General features: G+C 71.2%; 21 protein-coding genes. 7 read left to right on the top strand and 14 right to left on the bottom strand.

Features of this window, described 5'->3' with window-relative positions:
- Positions 1-2 precede the first annotated feature (2 nt).
- The 8 genes from ND486_RS21485 to ND486_RS21520 form a co-directional block, all read right to left on the bottom strand.
- On the bottom strand, positions 3-323 hold the full coding sequence (locus ND486_RS21485; RefSeq protein WP_251786219.1) for a hypothetical protein: 321 nt from the start codon (positions 321-323) through the stop codon (positions 3-5).
- Positions 324-403: 80 nt separating this feature from the next.
- On the bottom strand, positions 404-781 hold the full coding sequence (locus tag ND486_RS21490; RefSeq protein WP_251786221.1) for a hypothetical protein: 378 nt from the start codon (positions 779-781) through the stop codon (positions 404-406).
- Entirely contained in the window at positions 778-1,098 is a 321-nt protein-coding gene (locus ND486_RS21495) for a hypothetical protein (protein WP_251786223.1), read from the bottom strand. The genes ND486_RS21490 and ND486_RS21495 overlap by 4 nt, the downstream gene beginning before the upstream one ends.
- Positions 1,095-1,382 (bottom strand): hypothetical protein, encoded by a 288-nt coding sequence (locus tag ND486_RS21500; protein WP_251786225.1) that lies wholly within the window; start codon positions 1,380-1,382, stop codon positions 1,095-1,097. The genes ND486_RS21495 and ND486_RS21500 overlap by 4 nt, the downstream gene beginning before the upstream one ends.
- Before the next feature lie 46 nt (positions 1,383-1,428).
- On the bottom strand, positions 1,429-2,268 hold the full coding sequence (locus ND486_RS21505) for an FtsK/SpoIIIE domain-containing protein (protein ID WP_251786227.1): 840 nt from the start codon (positions 2,266-2,268) through the stop codon (positions 1,429-1,431).
- A gap of 88 nt (positions 2,269-2,356) precedes the next feature.
- Entirely contained in the window at positions 2,357-3,169 is an 813-nt protein-coding gene (locus ND486_RS21510; RefSeq protein WP_251786229.1) for a hypothetical protein, read from the bottom strand.
- Positions 3,170-3,313: 144 nt separating this feature from the next.
- Positions 3,314-3,640 carry a hypothetical protein gene (locus ND486_RS21515; RefSeq protein ID WP_251786232.1) on the bottom strand — a complete coding sequence of 109 codons (327 nt, stop codon included), beginning with the start codon at positions 3,638-3,640 and terminating at the stop codon, positions 3,314-3,316.
- A gap of 44 nt (positions 3,641-3,684) precedes the next feature.
- Entirely contained in the window at positions 3,685-4,014 is a 330-nt protein-coding gene (locus ND486_RS21520; protein WP_251786233.1) for a hypothetical protein, read from the bottom strand.
- A 192-nt stretch (positions 4,015-4,206) separates the two neighbouring features.
- Here ND486_RS21520 and ND486_RS21525 point away from each other — a divergent pair, with 192 nt between their 5' ends.
- A complete protein-coding gene (locus ND486_RS21525; RefSeq protein ID WP_251786235.1) occupies positions 4,207-5,334 on the top strand; it encodes a helix-turn-helix transcriptional regulator in 1,128 nt (375 codons plus the stop codon).
- On the opposite strand, the gene ND486_RS21530 is transcribed toward ND486_RS21525, so the two are convergent.
- The 4 genes from ND486_RS21530 to ND486_RS21545 form a co-directional block, all read right to left on the bottom strand.
- Positions 5,315-5,818 (bottom strand): NUDIX hydrolase, encoded by a 504-nt coding sequence (locus tag ND486_RS21530; protein ID WP_251786236.1) that lies wholly within the window; start codon positions 5,816-5,818, stop codon positions 5,315-5,317. The genes ND486_RS21525 and ND486_RS21530 overlap by 20 nt on opposite strands.
- Positions 5,819-6,447: 629 nt before the next feature.
- Entirely contained in the window at positions 6,448-7,323 is an 876-nt protein-coding gene (locus ND486_RS21535; protein WP_251786238.1) for a nucleotidyltransferase, read from the bottom strand.
- A 14-nt stretch (positions 7,324-7,337) separates the two neighbouring features.
- Entirely contained in the window at positions 7,338-7,883 is a 546-nt protein-coding gene (locus ND486_RS21540) for an SLATT domain-containing protein (RefSeq protein WP_251786240.1), read from the bottom strand.
- Between the two features lie 540 nt (positions 7,884-8,423).
- The gene (locus tag ND486_RS21545) at positions 8,424-9,065 is read right to left on the bottom strand and encodes a LysE family translocator (protein WP_251786248.1); all 642 of its coding nucleotides are present in this window, start codon (positions 9,063-9,065) and stop codon (positions 8,424-8,426) included.
- Between the two features lie 182 nt (positions 9,066-9,247).
- On the opposite strand from ND486_RS21545, the gene ND486_RS21550 reads away from it, so the two are divergent.
- From ND486_RS21550 to ND486_RS21560, 3 genes are all read left to right on the top strand, one after another.
- Positions 9,248-9,859: a GDSL-type esterase/lipase family protein gene (locus tag ND486_RS21550; RefSeq protein ID WP_251786250.1), complete on the top strand. Its 612-nt coding sequence runs from the start codon at positions 9,248-9,250 to the stop codon at positions 9,857-9,859.
- 96 nt (positions 9,860-9,955) lie between these two features.
- A complete protein-coding gene (locus ND486_RS21555; RefSeq protein WP_224402827.1) occupies positions 9,956-10,549 on the top strand; it encodes a DinB family protein in 594 nt (197 codons plus the stop codon).
- 62 nt (positions 10,550-10,611) lie between these two features.
- On the top strand, positions 10,612-11,316 hold the full coding sequence (locus ND486_RS21560) for a hypothetical protein (RefSeq protein ID WP_251786251.1): 705 nt from the start codon (positions 10,612-10,614) through the stop codon (positions 11,314-11,316).
- Between the two features lie 16 nt (positions 11,317-11,332).
- Here ND486_RS21560 and ND486_RS21565 read toward each other — a convergent pair whose 3' ends face one another.
- On the bottom strand, positions 11,333-11,746 hold the full coding sequence (locus ND486_RS21565; RefSeq protein WP_208820245.1) for a VOC family protein: 414 nt from the start codon (positions 11,744-11,746) through the stop codon (positions 11,333-11,335).
- An 87-nt stretch (positions 11,747-11,833) separates the two neighbouring features.
- On the opposite strand from ND486_RS21565, the gene ND486_RS21570 reads away from it, so the two are divergent.
- From ND486_RS21570 to ND486_RS21580, 3 genes are all read left to right on the top strand, one after another.
- Positions 11,834-12,751: a LysR family transcriptional regulator gene (locus ND486_RS21570; protein WP_251786258.1), complete on the top strand. Its 918-nt coding sequence runs from the start codon at positions 11,834-11,836 to the stop codon at positions 12,749-12,751.
- Between the two features lie 51 nt (positions 12,752-12,802).
- A complete protein-coding gene (locus ND486_RS21575) occupies positions 12,803-13,312 on the top strand; it encodes a hypothetical protein (RefSeq protein ID WP_251786259.1) in 510 nt (169 codons plus the stop codon).
- A 64-nt stretch (positions 13,313-13,376) separates the two neighbouring features.
- On the top strand, positions 13,377-13,853 hold the full coding sequence (locus tag ND486_RS21580; RefSeq protein WP_224402823.1) for a hypothetical protein: 477 nt from the start codon (positions 13,377-13,379) through the stop codon (positions 13,851-13,853).
- A gap of 11 nt (positions 13,854-13,864) precedes the next feature.
- Here the strand turns inward: ND486_RS21580 and secD are convergent, their stop codons facing one another.
- A complete protein-coding gene (secD, locus tag ND486_RS21585) occupies positions 13,865-16,171 on the bottom strand; it encodes a protein translocase subunit SecD (protein WP_251786261.1) in 2,307 nt (768 codons plus the stop codon).
- Positions 16,172-16,199: the final 28 nt, after the last annotated feature.

A 16,199-nucleotide genomic window follows, 5' to 3' on the forward strand; every position in this document is an offset into this window, starting at 1 on the left:
GGCTACCAGGGGACGGCCGGGAAGGCGTGGCCGAAGTAGTCGCGGGCGATGTGCTCGGCGCGGGCGCGGATGGCGGCGACGTCGTCGGCGGTACGGCTGGTGGTCCAGGTGTGGAGGTCCCCGCCGTCGAACCGCATGACGGCGTCGATGGCGCAGAGCGGGTCGACGACCTTGACGGCGAGGGTGTCGCCGTAGCGGGCGAGGTGGGCGGCCAGGGCGAGGACGAGCTGTCGGGCGGTGAGGACGTACTCGGCGGCGGTGAGGAACGGCTGCTCGGAGCGGGTGTCGTGGCGGTCGGTCGGGGTGTCGAGGGTGGCGGTCATGGCGGTTCTCCTTGCGCTGGTGGGTGGTTGGCGGTCACCGGGCACCCCCGGCCGGGCGGGTCGGGGGTGCGGGGTCGCCGTCAACGACCGGGTGCGTCGTCGGTGGTCGGGAGTGCGGCGAGGGTGGTGGTCTCGTGGGCGTCGCATCCGGGACGCAGGCACGAGCGGTAGAGGTCGCAGCCGAACAGGGCGTGGTCGGGGATGAGGCCCCGGCAGTGGCAGGGTGTCCAGTGGCACCACATGTGGCCCTCGAAGACGCAGCGGGCGCGGTTGCGTCCCAGGACGCAGGCCCGGCAGATGAGGCGTCCGTCGTCGGCGGTCCAGCCGTCGGTGGTGATGTGCTGCAACGCCTGCTCGGCGGTCTCGAAGTGCAGCGGGCGTTCCTCGATGCCGTCGGTGTCGTACTCGGATGAGCAGATGTCGCAGGTGATCGAGTAGCAGGTGACGGCGCGGATCACGGTGCACCTCCGGTGCTGTAGCGCTGGTGTGCGGCTTGTCGGGTGGTGCCGAGGCGGACGGCGATGTCGGCCCAGGTGAAGGTGGCGCGCAGTCCGGTGACGGCGTGGCGGATGGCGGTGTCGATGTCCTCGGCGAGGCGGGCGAGGTCAGCGAGTCCTTCGATGTCGCCGTGGCCGATGCGGCGGCCGTGGGCGGTGACGACGCGGCGGGTGAAGGCGGCGTAGTCGTCGTTCTCGCAGAACCGGCGGTTGCGGTTGCGGTGGCGGTGGGTGGGGCGCTCGGGTGTCAAGTCGGTCTTGACGGTCGGCGCGGTCACCGCAGGGCTCCGGCGTAGGGGGCCCGGGAGTCGGTCCCGGTGCCGTGGCGGTCGCTCAGCGCGATGCGTGTCCGGCGCGACGAGGTGAACCGGTCGGTCAGGACGACCAGGGCCAGCAGGACGGGCAGGGTGACGAGGAAGCCGACCAGCAGGACCAGCGGGGCGGACTCGCCGAGAGTGTTGCGGGCGGTGAGGGCGATGCCGGTCGTGACGGCGACGAACGGAGTGGCGACGAGCAGGTGACGGATGTCGTTCTTCATCTGGGCACACTTCTCCTGGGTCACGAATAGCGGTGCTATTCGGCGGGCGGGTGGAATTGCGGGATCGCGCTTATGCGGCGGGGTCGCCGGGCGGGTTGTCGCGGAGACGGCGGGCGACATTTACGACGGCGCGGATGTGGGCGTCGGTGAGGTAGGCGGCCTTGAACCGGCGGGGGATTCCGCCTTCGGCGAGCAGCCAGCCCACGCCCCGGTCCTCGGGGCGGATGTCCTTGGCGGAGAAGCCTTCCTTGGCCCAGCCGACGGACAGGATGATGTCGGAGCTGGAATCGGTGGTGCAGCGGAAGGCGACGCGGTAGCCGAACAGGTCCCGCAGGCTGGTCGGGATGATGTCGGCGGACGGGCGTTGGGTGGCGGCGACGACGATGATTCCGGCGGCGCGGCCCCGGGCGACGAGGTCGCGGACGAGGGTGCGGAACTCTTCCTGCTCGTCCTTGGTGCCGATGGTGACCGAGTAGTAGGCGAGTTCGTCGATCACGCAGAGGATGACGTCGAGGCCGTCGGTCTGGACGATCTTGCGTCGTCCGGCGGCGTCGAGCTGGGTGTAGCGGATGTCCATCTCGGACTGGAGTTCGCGGAGCCTGTCGAGTGCGAGTCCGATGGAGTTGCCGACGAACACGTCGGCGACCGGGCGCCAGAGTCCGAGTTCGACGATCTTGCCGTCGAACAGCCACAGCCGGGCGTCGGTGCAGAGTGCGGCGTGGCCGATGATGGTGTTGAGCAGCGAGGACTTCCCGGAGCCGGGTTCGCCGCCGTCGAGCAGGTTGCGGTACATCAGGGTGACCTCGACCGGGGCGCCGTTCTCGTCGATGCCGAAGCTGATCGGGTCGTAGATCGAGCGCGGGCCGGCGGGTCGGTTCCGGCGGGTGCGCCGGCGGTTGAGGATCGTCATGGCGGTGTCCTTCACTCGGCGTGGATGCGCAGTGCGTGCGGGTGTGGTCGCCGAGGTCCGGCCCGCCGGGCGGCGGGTCGGATGAGCGCTACAGGCTCGGGTCGGCGTCCTCGTCGTCGGCGGTCCGACGCGCGGTGGCGTTCTTGCCGCTGGTGCGTCCCGGCTTCTTCTCGGCCGGTGGGGTCGACGCCGTGGTGCGGGCGCCGGTGAGGGTGTCGCGGGAGGGCAGGGCGACGACGTTGCCGGTGTCCTCGGGCGTGATGTGCTCGTCAGCCCTGGTCTCAGTGAGGTCGGCGAGGTCATGGATACCGGTGGGGACGATGTCCCCGACGGTGAGCGGGTCGCGGCGGACGACATCCACGACGACGAGTGCTGCTTGGGCGCGTACCGGGGTGACCCGGGTGGTGCGGGCCCAGCAGGCGGTGGAGATCCGGTCGGTGACCTGGTCGATGTCCTTGACCGAGAGCCCGGCCGGGAGCCACACTCGCACGCGTTCCCCGACCGGGGACGGCCGTGACCACAGCAGCAGCGGCATCTTGCCGTCGTGGGTCATGGTCCGGGTCTGGCCGAAGCAGGCCCGCATCCGATGACGAGTCGTCACAGCCCAGCAGCGGGCGGCGACGTACCGGCGAGAAGCCGGGACACCGATCACCATGACGGTGACGAAGCCCAGCACGAGGGCGGTGTTCGCGGGGCCGATGTGGTCCCGCAGGACCAGCGTGATCGTCAGAATCACGGCGATGCAGGTCAGCTCCGCTCGGAAGCGGATGATCCAGCCCACGACCCGCAGGTACGGGTTCTGGTGTGGGCGGGTGAAGATCTCGATCGTCCCGCTCCGATAGGAGGTCCGGGACGAGTTGCGGCCGCCGGAGCGGCCCTGAGCACGTGAGGTGCGTGCCATCATCGATCAGTCCTTCCGACTGCTCTGGCTGAACCGGGGTGGAAGGGCGAACAGAGGCGGACGCGGGGCCGCGTATGTGGTCGGGAAACCTCGGCGGTCCCGTGTCCACCTCTGCCCTTCATCGGGCGAGTCCGGGCGGACCGGCTAGAAGCCGGAGCCGGAGTTGCGCTCGTCCTCGACGTGCAGGCGGTGCGACATCGCCGCCTTCCACTGACCGACGTGGGTCAGTGCGATCTCCAGGCACTCGGTCATGTCGACCAGGTGCCCGAGCCTCGTGGCTGTGTCGACCTGCGAGGAGTTCGCCTCGATGGCGAACTTGGAGGCCTGATGAGCGGCCTCGAACACGACGGAATAGTGCGATCCGCAGATCGCGTCGTGCACCTTCGAGATGTTTGCTTCCGGTGCGCGGTACGGCTCGTGCCGTTCCGTCATCGGGGTCACGGTGACCGTGGTGCCGTTGTTGTCGGACATCGTTCACTCATCCCTTCCGCAGAGATCGGGACCGGAATTGCGGCCTACTTGGACGCGCCGGTGCTTCCCTCGGGAAGGACGGACTTGGCACGGAACGCCACCCGCGAGTTGCCGTTCTGGACCCACGGCATCGCCTGCAGACGGTCCACGTACACGAACTGACCCTGATCGACCTTGGGCGGGTTGTCGGCCGCCACCGTGACCAGGATCGTCTCCGCGTCGCCGTCACTCCAGGCCACGAGCTTGACGGCCCACAGGGGGTGGTTCGTGCCACCGCTCTTGTCCCGACGGTGGACACCGTCCTTGTCCAGACGCGGCTCGAATCCGCCGGACGCCTGGAAACGCATGGCATTGGTGTCGAGAATCAACTGCATGGCTGCTGTGCTCCTTCTGGGGATCAACTTGGCAGTTCGCTCACCCCGGACGGGGTGTGCCAGACCAGAACACCAGCGAGCACGTGGAGCCGTAAATTCACGATAGTAAACAGCTTCGTGTTTACCGTTCCGTTTACCGCGTTGACCAGGCACAATGAGAAGCGCGGAATCCGAAGACGAGGGAGACCCGTGATGAGCTCAGCGCTGCGGGGAGCGCGTGAGGCCCAGGGCTGGACACAGGACCAGCTCGCGGGACGGCTGTTGCGTCTGGCCGAGTCGCGCGGCGCGGCGTTGAGCGTCAGCCGGGCCAGCTTGAAGCAGATGGTGTCGGACTGGGAGCGCGGCAAGCGCAAGCCCGGGCACTATCGACAGCTCCTCTGTGACCTGTTCGGACGGACCGCCGACGAACTCGGGTTCCCGGACGCGGCTCCCGCACCGCTGCCGAAGGCCCCGGCCCACGGGCTCGAACTGATGCTGGACCAGGCGGCGGTCGTCGACGCTGTCACCGTGTCCGGGCTCCAGCAGCAGGTGGACGGGCTGCGGCAGCTCGACCAGCAGCTCGGATCGCAGATGGTGATCGAGCAGACCGGCACCCTGGTCACGACGGTGCGCGATCTGATGGCCCACGTGATCAGCGAGACCGAACGGCAGCAGCTCGCCGGGGTGCTGGCCGATGTCGCGGCGCTGCACGGCTGGCAGGTGCTCAACTCCGGAGATACCAGCGGGGCGTGGACGCTGCACGATCTCGCCAAGACCGCGGGCCGGGAGTCCGGAGATCCCGCGCTGCTCTCGCACGCGATGGGCGAACAGTCCTACGACCTGCTCGATGTCGAGCGACCGGAACTGGCCCTGCAGCTCGTCCGGGCGGCGAGGTCAGCTGCCGGGTCCAAGGTGCCGGGGTTGCTGGGCGCGTGGCTGCACGCAGCCGAGGCGGAGGCACTGGCGGCGACAGGTGATCCCGTGGGATGCCGGGAGGCGCTGAGGCTGGCCGAGCAGGCGATGCCGGCGGAGCCGGACAACAGCGCAGTCCCGTACGTGTCCCTCGACGACTGGCAGCTCGCGAGGTGGCGGGGCAACGTCCTGGCCGGTCTCGGGGACTCCGGGGCGCTGGACGCCTTGTTGAGTGCGCTGGGGCGGACTCCGGGGATGTCGGTACGGGCGACCGCGTCCCTGCACTGCGACGTCGCGCAGTCCTACGCGGTGCGGGGAGAGCGGGTGTCGTCGCTGGAGCACGCACGGGTGGCGCGGGACCTGGCGCGGCGGACGGGCTCCATCCGGCAGCTCCGCAGGATCGACCGGGTCACTCGGCTCCTGGCGTGAACTCCACCCCGGCCTGCCGGGCGAGGATCTGGAGTGCGGCGATCAGGGTGCCTGCACCGAGGAGCCGGTTCCCCGCGACGAGAGCGGGCAGCTCGGTCAGCGGGACCCACTCCAGGAGGCCGGCCTCTTCCAGGTCGGACGGCTCTCCGACGTGGTCGAAGGTGCGCCACAGGTAGATGTGGGTGGGGGAGTCGACCATCCCGGGCAACGGCTGGAACGAGGCGAGGTGCTCCGGGGGACCGGAGGGGCGCCAGCCGCTCTCCTCCTCGGCCTCGCGACGTGCGGTGTCGGCCGGGTCCTCCCCGGGTTCGATCAGGCCACCCAGAAACTCGTACCCGATCTCGTCGGTGACCCAGCGGTGCCGGTGCAGCATCAGGGCGCGGTCGGAATCGTCGACGAGGACAGCGATGGAGACCGGCTTCATGTGGACGACGTGGTGCTCGAATCGTCGTCCGTCGGGCGGCTCGATATCAGCGAGGCCCACCTGGAGCCATTCGCTGTCATAGACCGTGCGCTCACCACGTTTGGTCGTGCGCGGTAGCGATTCCGACGATTCCACTGACACCAATTCTAGAACGTGCAGGAGCCCTTGCTGACTCCCGACACGCTACCGGTTGAGCCGGTCTCGGACAGGGGCGGTGTCAAGCATCAGCTGAGACTCGGCGCGGGAGCGCGGGGCAGAGGTCGGCCTGGTTGGGCGGGTGCGGTGGGCGGGTGGTGAGAACTTTCTATACGTCTTCAAGCCGCGCCCTAACCCGGGGCGCGGGGCCGGACAACGGCCGGACGGCAAACGACCCCGCCCCTCTCGGCCTGACGGCCTCCCGGGCGGGCCCGTACCTCGGGGCCGCCGACTACGCGCCGGCTGGAGACATGGACTGAAGCCGAGTAGAGGTCATCCCCGCTGGCCGGACATCGTCTTCACAGGCACGGCCGGCGTCAACCCCGCTACGCGCCTCGATCCCGCAGGTGGTCACGTTGACGTGCTGCCCGCTGGTGGCGTCGTGGTCCGGTAGCGGGATCGAGGGTTTCGGGTTGACACCACCCGTGCCCGCCGAAGCTATGGCCAGGAGCGCGGTGATGGGCGGCGAGTGATGCCGTCTGCAGCTGTTCTGTCTAATTCTGCGCGGGGAACTTTCCGCCGAATAGCAGGTTCAGATAGTAGAATGCCTCGTTTGGCTTTCCACTTGTGTGTGCATCGAGAGCTTTGCGCGCTCGCGTAGCGGCGGTCTTGAGCCGCGATAGGGCAATTTGTCGCTTGAAATCTGAAGAGCATGCGGAGAATCGGGCGGCAGCGCCTTTCGGATCGTTCATGCTTGCCAGTTGATGCCCGTTTAGCTTCTCCAATAATGTGCAAACATCCCAGATGGGTAGGTAGCTAGATTGAGTTGCCATGTACTGGGCAGCGCGCATCTCCAAATAGAAGGACGAGATGGGAACATCGCAGTTGTACTTCCAGGCCTTGGCAAAGCGTGCTAATTGCTTGGCGCCACCCCTGGTGCCCGCCGCTGCGGAGTTGCATTCATCCACGTAGCGAAGGTGCTCCAATGGAGCGGTGTCCATCCAGCCACCTGCGGCGCCCGGAATGTCCCAGACCAGCGTGTTCGCCCCGCCTCGTGCAGTTAGGAATCCCGGAATGATTTCCCAGGTCTCAGTTCCGCCTGCGAACTCCACGACCACTGCCGGGCGGCTAACTCGGACTGTCGTGTAGGGAAAACTGAACTGAAGTGCGGACTTGACCCATGTCAATGCAGTGTCAGAGTTGATCGGTTTCGAATTATTGATGCTAACCAGGGCGTCAACATCGCTGTAGTTTCGCACTCCGGTACCGTGCGTAAAAGAACCAGTCTCGCGGAAGGTGCCGACCGATAGCTTGTTCTCCAGTGAGACTCGGATGTTCGCTCGATGCTTCACCGCTGCATCTCTTTGAGACTGCAGTGGAGTCAATCGCTGAGCAAAGATGTCGAAAGCCTGCTGAACGGTGCGCGGCATGTGGTGATTGGCCCCTACTCGTTGCGGTCGGATTCTGAAGGGGAGTCAACCTCGTACGACTGACCCCCGTCTTCGATGTTCTTGCTGCCGCGCTTATATGCGCGCCGATTTGGTGGTTCGACAGTCTTATTCTGTTCATCCCTTCGGGCGGTCAGTTCCGCGAGCGTCGCTCTAATCTCGTCAATGTCCTGACCTGGAAGATCGATGAGGCGTGCTTGCCTTGCCGCTGTTTGGATTTCGAGATACGCATTCGCGGCCGCAGAGGCTTGATTCATTCGATGAGCGGCGTTGACTGTTGTAAGAATCGCGCCAAATGCGGCTGACATGAGCGCAAGTATTCCTGCTACAAGTTGGTTTGTTGCATCGGCAAGAGCGGTCGCACCAGCTACTGCTGCCAAGACGGAGGCTGGTAGTCCCAGGACGAGGTTCATGCCCCGCCACTGCTTAGCCGCCTCAAACTGAATCTGGGCGCTGTACATGGCGCTCTCTTCGAGGCGGCGCAGTTCATCTGCGATCGCTCTTCGGCGGCCGGAAAGTTCCGCGCCAGAGTCGTCCTTCACGTCAGCAACTGTAGCGAGTGTCTCCGACACTGTTGGTGGTCGCGCAGGTCCATCCGGGCGTCAACCAGCGTTTAACATCAGACCGACGATCTGAAAGTTCGGGAAGCGAGCGGGTCCAGGCCGTGTGAGTTGCTAGGCGGTCCACCGACAACCACCACCGACCGTCAGCGTTGCCGTCGCTCAGACACGCCGTCGGCGGTCGGGCCGCAGGTCACCGGAAAAGGCTGCCGCGAGATCACCCTGATCTTCGAGATCGGGGCACGTCGGGGGCACAGCACGACTGAAACTGGTGTCAGACCTCAAGCAGCTGCCGTGGTTGTCTTCGCATGTCGGTGCGGCCAGGAGCGTGTCGGTGCCGGTCGGGTTGGGGTACTGCGCTCAGTCCGGCTTACAGACCGGCTCGTCCGCACCCAGCCCTGCCCGTCGCCCGATCCCCACCGGGCACCCGGTCCGCGACGGGGGCCGGCACCGGCGCGAGGTCGTGACCACGCCGTCCGGGGCGCCGGGACGGCCCGGCTCCCGTGGTCCGCGTGGGTCGGGTCAGCTCGTCGCCGGGCCGGGGCCCAGTGCGGTCCTGACGGCGAACCCGCCGAGCACGGTGCCGGCCACCCACCGCTGGACCGTCATCGCCCGCGGCCGTGCGGCCAGGAACCCGGAGACGGACGCGGCGGTGAGGACGATCAGCCCGTTGACGGTCACCGCGACGGCGATCTGGACCGCTCCGAGCTGCAGGAGCTGGCTCCCGGTGGCGCCGTCGGCGGGGTCGACGAACTGGGGCAGCAGCGCGGCGTACATCAGCGCGATCTTCGGGTCCAGCAGGTTCGTGAGCAGCCCCATGCCGAACAGGCGCCGATCGCGCTCGGGCGCGAGGTCGCGGGCCGCGAACGGCGACCGTCCGCCGGGGCGCAGCATGCCCCAGGCGAGCCAGGCGAGGTAGAGCGCCCCCGCGATCCTGACCGCGGTGTAGGCGGCGGGGACGGCGACGAACAGCGCCGAGAGCCCGGCCGTCGCGGCGAGGAGGTAGCAGAGGAAGCCGACCGCGGTACCGGCGAGCGACACGAGTCCGGCGCGCCGGCCCTGCGAGATCGCCCGGGAGGTCAGGTACACCATGTTCGGCCCCGGGGTGAGGACCATGCCGAGGGCGATCACGACGACACCCAGGGCTGCGGACGGTTCGATCACGGCGACTCCTCACCGAACGGCTCGTGATCGGGAGCGAATCACGCCGACGGCCTGCGGACCAGTGGATTCCCGGGTGTGCCGTGTCGCTCGGACGGCTCCGGGACCGGGCTCGCCGGCCGGGGGCCCGCGCGGACGGGGGGCGTGGCGGCGTGGTCGCCCCGGGCACGTGTGACGATCTGCCGGTGAGCAGCACCCGCGACCTGCGCGTCGTCGCGCTGGGGGACTCCTTCGTCGCCGGTGTCGGCGACCCCGACTGCCGGGGGTGGTTCGGCCGCCTCGTGGCGGCGGTCGGGCGCCGGGGCGTCCCGACGACCGCCTACAACCTGGGGATCCGCCGCGACACCAGCAGCGACGTCCTCGCCCGCTGGGAGCGCGAGACGGGAGCACGCCGTGCCCCCGGGTGCGACGAGCGCCTGGTCCTGTCCTTCGGTGTGAACGACGGCGTCGAGGAGGACGGCCGGTGCCGGGTGGAGCCGGACGTCACGGTCGCGAACCTGACCCGGCTGCTCGCCGGGGCCGGGGCCGCGGGCCTGCCGGCCTTCGTCGTCGGACCCCCGCCGATCGCCGACGCGGCGGTGAACCGGCGGGTGCGGGACCTGACCGCGCGGTTCCACGGGGTGTGCGACGCCGCCGGGGTGCCCTTCGTCGACGTGTTCGACGCGCTGTCGGCCGACGAGGTGTGGACGACCGGGGTCCGCGACGGCGACGGCGCCCACCCCGGTGCCGACGGCTACGACCGCCTCGCCCGGCTCGCGATGCCGGCGTGGCTGTCGTGGATCGGCGCGGCCCGGTAGCGGATCCGCACGCGCTCCTCCGCCGTCGAGGACCGGACCTGACCGCATCGGGCGGCACAGTCGTCCTCGAACCGCTCCCGAGCACCGGAGGACCCCATGTACGCACCCGCCCGCCACGACGAGGTCACCGGCCTCCTGAACTACATCGACGTGCAGCTCACGGCGATCCGCTCCGCGCTCCTCGGCCTCACCGAGGAACAGGCCCGCGCGACCCCGTGCCGCAGCGCGCTGTCCGTCGGTGGCCTGGTCAAGCACGCCGCCTACTGCATGCGCGGCGCGCTGGACCGGCTGACCGGTGACGTCACCGAGCAGCCGCTCGACGCGGCCGCGGTCGCCCTGTTCACCGGCAGCTTCACCGTCGGCGACGACGAGACCGTCGCCGCGACCGTCGAGGAGTTCGACCGGGTCCGGGCCGAGCTGCTCGCCACCGTCGCGAAGACCGACCCGGCCGGCGACTCGACCGCCCCGCCCGCCCCCTGGCACGGGATCTACGACGCGCGGCCGATCCACGCCCGCTACTACCTGGTGCACCTGGTCGAGGAGTTCGCCCGGCACGCGGGGCACGCCGACATCCTCCGCGAGCAGATCGACGGCGTCGCGGTACCCGCGCTGGTGCTCACCCTCGCCGGGGCGCCGGCCAACGACTTCTTCCAGCCCTACGAGGCGGCGCCGGGCACGCTGCTGGCCTGAACCGGGCGGTATCCCCGGGCGTCCCCGGTCGTTGATCCCCACGACCGGCTCGGGGAGGGCGGATGCGTCGAGGACGACGGAACGGACTGATCGCCACGGCCGCGGCCGTCGTCGCGCTCGTGGGGCTCGCCTCGCTGCAGCCCGCCGTCGCGGTCGGTCCGTTCGGCCCGTCGGGGCGGGTGACCGTCACCCCGGCGGCGTCGAACCAGTTCGCCGGGACCCTCGACGAGGGTTCCGGTAGCCGCGAGTTCACCGCCCGCCACGGTGCCCCGCCCGACGGCGGCAGCGGCGCCCTCGAGCTGCGCACCCCGGGCGACGGGGACAAGCGCCAGTACGTCACCGACGAGGTCGCCGGGCCGTTGTCCCGGTTCACCGACGCGAGCTACTGGGCGTACCGCGACCCGGCGTCGTCGAGCGGGGCGATGCCGTCGTTCGCGATCGCCGTCGACGTGAACGGCGGCACCCTGGAGGCCGGCGACCTGTACGTCCTCACCTACCTGCCCGACCGGGCCCCGGCCGGCACCTGGACCCGCTACGACGTCGGGTCCGGCACCTACTGCACGACACAGCAGATCGGCCGGGTCGACGCCTACCGGCAGTGCCGCGACGGCGGCGAGCAGCGCACGCTGTCCGACATCATGGCCGCCTACCCCGACATGACCGCCTACGCCGCCGGGTTCAACCAGGGCGGCGGCGACGCCGGGCTGGTCTCGGCCGTCGACCTGCTCCGGGTCGGCGGGCGGACCTACGACTTCGAGCCCGGCTGAGCCGCTCGCGGCGACCTCAGGTCACGCAGAACTCGTTGCCCTCGGGGTCGCACAGGGTGGTGGTGACCGGGCCGCGGTCGGCCGTCGTCCACAGCACCCGGGCGCCGAGCGCGACCAGGCGCTCCACCTCCGCGGGAGCCTCCTCCGGGCCGACCTGCAGGTCCAGGTGCACCCGGTTCTTGGCCGACTTCGGCTCCGGCACCCGCTGCACGAACAGCCGCGGACCCGGCCCGCGGGCGGTGGCGACGTCGCGGAAGCCGCGCCGGTCGCCGTCGACGAGCACGTCGGCCTCGCCGAGGTGGCCGGCGGCCAGCAGACCGTCGACGACGGCGGTGTGGTCCTCCACCTCGTAGCCGAGGGCGGCCGCCCAGAACCGCGCGAGGGCGTGCGGGTCGGCGGCGTCGAACGCGATCTGCAGGGTCGGGGTCACGGCGACGATCCTGACCCCGGACGCGGACAGTGCCCGTCCGCATCGGACGTGTCGACCCAGGGTACGGAGCTGCCATAGGCTCGGCCGGTGCAGTACGACTTCACCGACCTGCGGCTGTTCCTGCACGTCGTCGCCGAGGGGTCCATCACCGGCGGTGCCGCGCGGGCCAACCTGAGCCTGCCGTCGGCGAGCGCACGGGTCCGCGCCCTGGAACGCCACGCGGGGGTCGAGCTGCTGGTCCGGGAGCGGCGCGGGGTCCGCACCACCCCGGCCGGGCGGGCCCTGGCCCGGCACGCCCGCGAGGTCCTCGACCGGGCGGCGCGACTCGACGGCGCGATCGCCTCCTACTCCCGGCCGGCGAGCGCGCCGCTGTCGCTGCTCGCCGGGAGCTCGGCGATGCACGACCTCGTGCCGCGGGCGGTGACGGCGTTCCTGCTGGCCCGGCCGCACTCCGACGTCGACGTCACCCTGCGGCGCAGTGTCGAGACCGCCCGCACCCTCGCCGACGGCGGGGCGGACCTGGGGATCGTGCTCGACCACGTGGCAGCCGGCCAGGGACTGCGGGCGGAGCCGCTGTGCGACGACTCGCTGGTCGTCGTCGGCGCCGGGCACGGTGTGCTCGACGGCCGGGACACGATCGCGTTCGCCGAGGCGGCCGAGCACCCGATGGTGGGGCTGGCCGCGTCGTCGCCGCTGCAGCTCTCGCTCGACGCGCAGGCGGCCGACGCCGGGCTCGCGCCGCGGTACCGGACCCGCGCCGCGGACCTGGGCACGGTGGTCGCGCTGGCCGAGGCGGGCGCCGGGATCGCCGTCGTGCCCCGTCGCGCGGCCGCCGTCCCGGCCCGTGCCGGGCGTCTGCAGGTGGTCGCGCTGGGGGAGCCGTGGGCGCGGCGCGGGCTGTCGCTGTGCCGGGGCGCGGCCCTCGAGCCGAGCTCGCCGGGATGGCCCGCGGTGCTGGCGCTCGCGGACCACATCCACGCTGTCTCTGTCACAGCCGAAGGCTGAGAGCGGAACTTCCGCATTGTCCGGTGAGCCGGACGGGCCGACCCTCGACCCATGAACCCCTCCGGCGAGCCCGACGGTGTCGAGCGGGCCCTGACCGGGCTGCGGCGGGTCGTCGTGCCCGTCGCGGCCGGACTGCTCCTGCTGCTGGCGATCGCGGTCGGCGACGCCGCCGAGACCGCCGCCGCCCGGGCGGGCGGGACCACCCGGGTGAGCGCGACCGTGCTCGGGACGACCGCGGGACCGGGGCCCGTCGACGTCGGCTGGACCGACGGCCGCGGCGTCGTGCGGACCGCCACGGTGACCGTCGGCGGGCGGGTCGCGCCCGGCCGGACGGTCGGGCTGTGGATCGGCCCCGACGGGGTCCCGGCCGCCCCGGAGCACCCGACCGAGGTCCGGACGGCCGGGATCCTGCGGTCGGCGACGGTGCTGGGCGTCGGCGGGGCCGGCCTGGTCGCGGTGTACACGGCCGCCGGCGTCGCCGGCCGCGTGCGGGCGGCGGGACGGCTGGACCGCGAGTGGCGCGCGGTCGAGGCGCGCTGGCGGGAGCTGCCCCGCGGTTGAGCGGAACTGTCGGGGGTCCGGTGCAGCATGCGTCCCGACCCACCCCCGAGCACCGGAGGCCCCCGTGGACCAGCCCGTCACCGCGGATCCCGTCATGGACGCCGTCGGCGCCGCCGTCGAGGCGGGCCGTGCCGGTGACCGGGCCGGGTCCCGCGCCCGGTTCGACGCCCTGTGGGCGCAGGTGACCGCCGACGGCGACCCGTTCCACCGGTGCACGCTGGCCCACTACGCCGCCGACGTGCAGGACGACCCGCACGCCGAGCTGCTGTGGGACGAGCGCGCCCTGGCCGCCGCCGAGGAGCTGACCGACGAGCGGGCGCAGCGCCACCACGCCGGGCTGACGGTCGGCGGGTTCCTGCCGTCGCTGCACCTGAACCTGGCCGACGTGCACCGCCGCCTCGGCGACGACGACCGGGCGCGCCACCACCTGACCCGGGCCCGCGACCGGGTGGGGGCGCTGCCCGACGACGGCTACGGCGCGATGATCCGCGCCGGGATCGACCGCTGCGGCGAACGCCTCGACCTCGGCGACCGCAGGTGAGGGAGCGGCACTCAGACGACCGCGCCGTCGCCGGCGCGGCGCCGTGCCCGGTCGGCCTTCGACGGGTGCCGCCGTCCCGCCTTGCCGACCGGCTGCTTCGCTCCGGAGGTCCGCGGCGCGGGCCCGGTCCAGCGCTGCTGCAGCAGGATCGACACCGGCCCGGCGACGACGATCGTCGACACCGTCCCGACCACGATGCCCACGATCAGCGCCAGTGCGAAGTCCCCGAGGGTCGCCCCGCCGAGGAACAGCAGCATGACCAGGATCGTCAGCGTCGAGATGCCGGTGTTCACCGTCCGCGGCAGCGTCGAGAGCACCGCCGACCCCACGACCCTGTGGAACGGCACCTTCGCGTTGCGTGCCCAGTGCTCGCGCACGCGGTCGAACACGACCACGGTGTCGTTGACCGAGTAGCCGATGACGGTGAGCAGCGCCGCGAGGAACACGCCGTCGGCGGTGCGCCCGGTCCAGGCGAACACCCCGACCACCACGAGCACGTTGGTCAGCAGCGCCGCGACCGCGCCGGCGCCGAGCGTCCAGCGGAACCGGAACGCGAGGTAGAGGAACTGCGCGGCGAGCGCGACACCCAGCGCGATGATGCCGCCGCGGGCCAGCTCGGCACCGAGGCTGGGGCCGATGAGCTCGTCGCGCAGCACCTCCGCGCCGCCGCCCGCCGCGCCGACGACCTCGCGCAGCTGCCCGACCTGGGCGTCGGTGAGCTCGCCGGAGCGCAGCGCGACCGCGCCGTCGCCGGTCTCGGTGACGGTGAGCCCGCCGATCCCGGTGGTGCCGACGGCGTCGCGGACCTGCTCCACGCTCACCGGGTTCGACGTCGTGAACTCGACCAGTCGGCCGCCGGTGAACTCGACACCGAGCTCCAGGCCGCGCACGAACAGCCCGGACACCATCACGACCACGACGACACCGGCGACGGCGAGGTAGCGCGCCGGCCGCCGCAGGAAACCGGGGTCGCTCGCCTCGAGGCGGCGCCGGACCGGGCCGATCTCGGTGATACCGGTGATCCTCGGCCTGCGCTTCACCGCGGGGATCTTGAGCACGGCGAGGGTGAGCAGCCGCGAGAGCACCAGGGCGGAGAACAGCGACACGACCACACCGATGACCAGCGTGACGCCGAACCCGCGGACCGGGCCCGAGGCGAGCCCGAACAGCAGCACGGCGGCGAGCAGCGAGGTCACCGCGACGTCGCCGACCGCGGACAGCGAGTTCGCGTAGCCCATCTCCGAGGCGCGTTCCAGGCGTGGCTTCGCCGCGTACTCCTCGCGGGAGCGTTCGGCGATCAGCACGTTCGCGTCGACGGCCATGCCGACCGCGAGGACGAACGCGGCCAGGCCGGGCAGCGTCAGCGTGGCACCGAGCCCGGTCTGCACCGCGTAGGCGACGAGTGCGTACCCGCCGAGCGCGACGACGGCCACGAGCCCGACGAGCCGGTACACCACGATGAGGAACGCGCCGGCCAGCGCCGAGCCGATGATCGCGGCCCAGGCGCTCGCGGAGATCGCGTCGGCGCCCAGGGTCGGGCCGACGGTCCGCTGCTCGATGATCTCCACGGGCAGCGGGAGGGCGCCGCCCTCGATCAGCACGGCCAGCTCGGAGGCCTGCTCGGGGGAGAAGTTGCCGGTGATCTGGGTCTGCCCGCCGAGCATGCCGACGTTGCACGGGATGTTCTCGACGACCTGCGGGGAGGAGATGACCTGCTGGTCGAGCACGATCGCGACCCGGCGCTGCGGGTCGCCGGGCGGCGCGCAGGCGGCCTGGCCGGTGAGGGCCTGCCAGCGGGCGGGGCCGTCGCCGTCGAAGCTGATGTTCACGATGTGCCCGACGCCCTGCGGGTTGGGCGAGGACATCGCCGAGCCCACCATGTCGCCGGTCAGCGCCGGTGGGCCGAGCTGGAGCGGCTGGCCCTGCTCGTCGGTGCCGGGGGCGTCCCCGGCGGCGGGGTCGCCGATCCCGAGCACCGGGTGCATCGTGAGCTGCGCGGTGCGGCCGAGGGTCTCCGCGGCCTCGGCGGGGTCGGTCAGCCCGGGGAGCTCGACGATGATCCGGTTCTCCCCGGACCGGGCCAGGCTGGGCTCGGCGACACCGAGCCCGTCGATGCGCCCGCGCAGCACCTCCAGCACGCGGTCGGTGGCCTCGCCGTCGGCGGCGACCTCGGGGGTGTCGCGGGTCTCCAGGACGATCTGGGTGCCGCCGCGCAGGTCCAGCCCCAGCGTGGGGGCGGTGGTGAGCGCGACGACGGAGGACAGGGCGAGCACGGCGAGCGCGATGAGCGCCCGCCAGAGCACGGGGCGTGGCTTCACAGGGATCCTCGGCGGCGGGCACCCCGGT

Source organism: Pseudonocardia sp. DR1-2, from assembly GCF_023717215.1.
GTDB classification, from domain to species: Bacteria; Actinomycetota; Actinomycetes; order Mycobacteriales; family Pseudonocardiaceae; genus Pseudonocardia; species Pseudonocardia alni.

Excerpts from the sequence above, each read along its gene's own strand:
- ND486_RS21510 (WP_251786229.1), bottom strand. The coding sequence starts at position 3,169 with ATGGCACGCACCTCACGTGCTCAGGGCCGCTCCGGCGGCCGCAACTCG.
- ND486_RS21520 (WP_251786233.1), bottom strand. The coding sequence starts at position 4,014 with ATGCAGTTGATTCTCGACACCAATGCCATGCGTTTCCAGGCGTCCGGC.
- ND486_RS21560 (WP_251786251.1), top strand. The coding sequence starts at position 10,612 with ATGCGTCGAGGACGACGGAACGGACTGATCGCCACGGCCGCGGCCGTC.
- ND486_RS21515 (WP_251786232.1), bottom strand. The coding sequence starts at position 3,640 with ATGTCCGACAACAACGGCACCACGGTCACCGTGACCCCGATGACGGAA.
- ND486_RS21575 (WP_251786259.1), top strand. The coding sequence starts at position 12,803 with ATGAACCCCTCCGGCGAGCCCGACGGTGTCGAGCGGGCCCTGACCGGG.
- ND486_RS21485 (WP_251786219.1), bottom strand. The coding sequence starts at position 323 with ATGACCGCCACCCTCGACACCCCGACCGACCGCCACGACACCCGCTCC.
- ND486_RS21505 (WP_251786227.1), bottom strand. The coding sequence starts at position 2,268 with ATGACGATCCTCAACCGCCGGCGCACCCGCCGGAACCGACCCGCCGGC.
- ND486_RS21535 (WP_251786238.1), bottom strand. The coding sequence starts at position 7,323 with ATGCCGCGCACCGTTCAGCAGGCTTTCGACATCTTTGCTCAGCGATTG.
- ND486_RS21525 (WP_251786235.1), top strand. The coding sequence starts at position 4,207 with ATGAGCTCAGCGCTGCGGGGAGCGCGTGAGGCCCAGGGCTGGACACAG.
- ND486_RS21555 (WP_224402827.1), top strand. The coding sequence starts at position 9,956 with ATGTACGCACCCGCCCGCCACGACGAGGTCACCGGCCTCCTGAACTAC.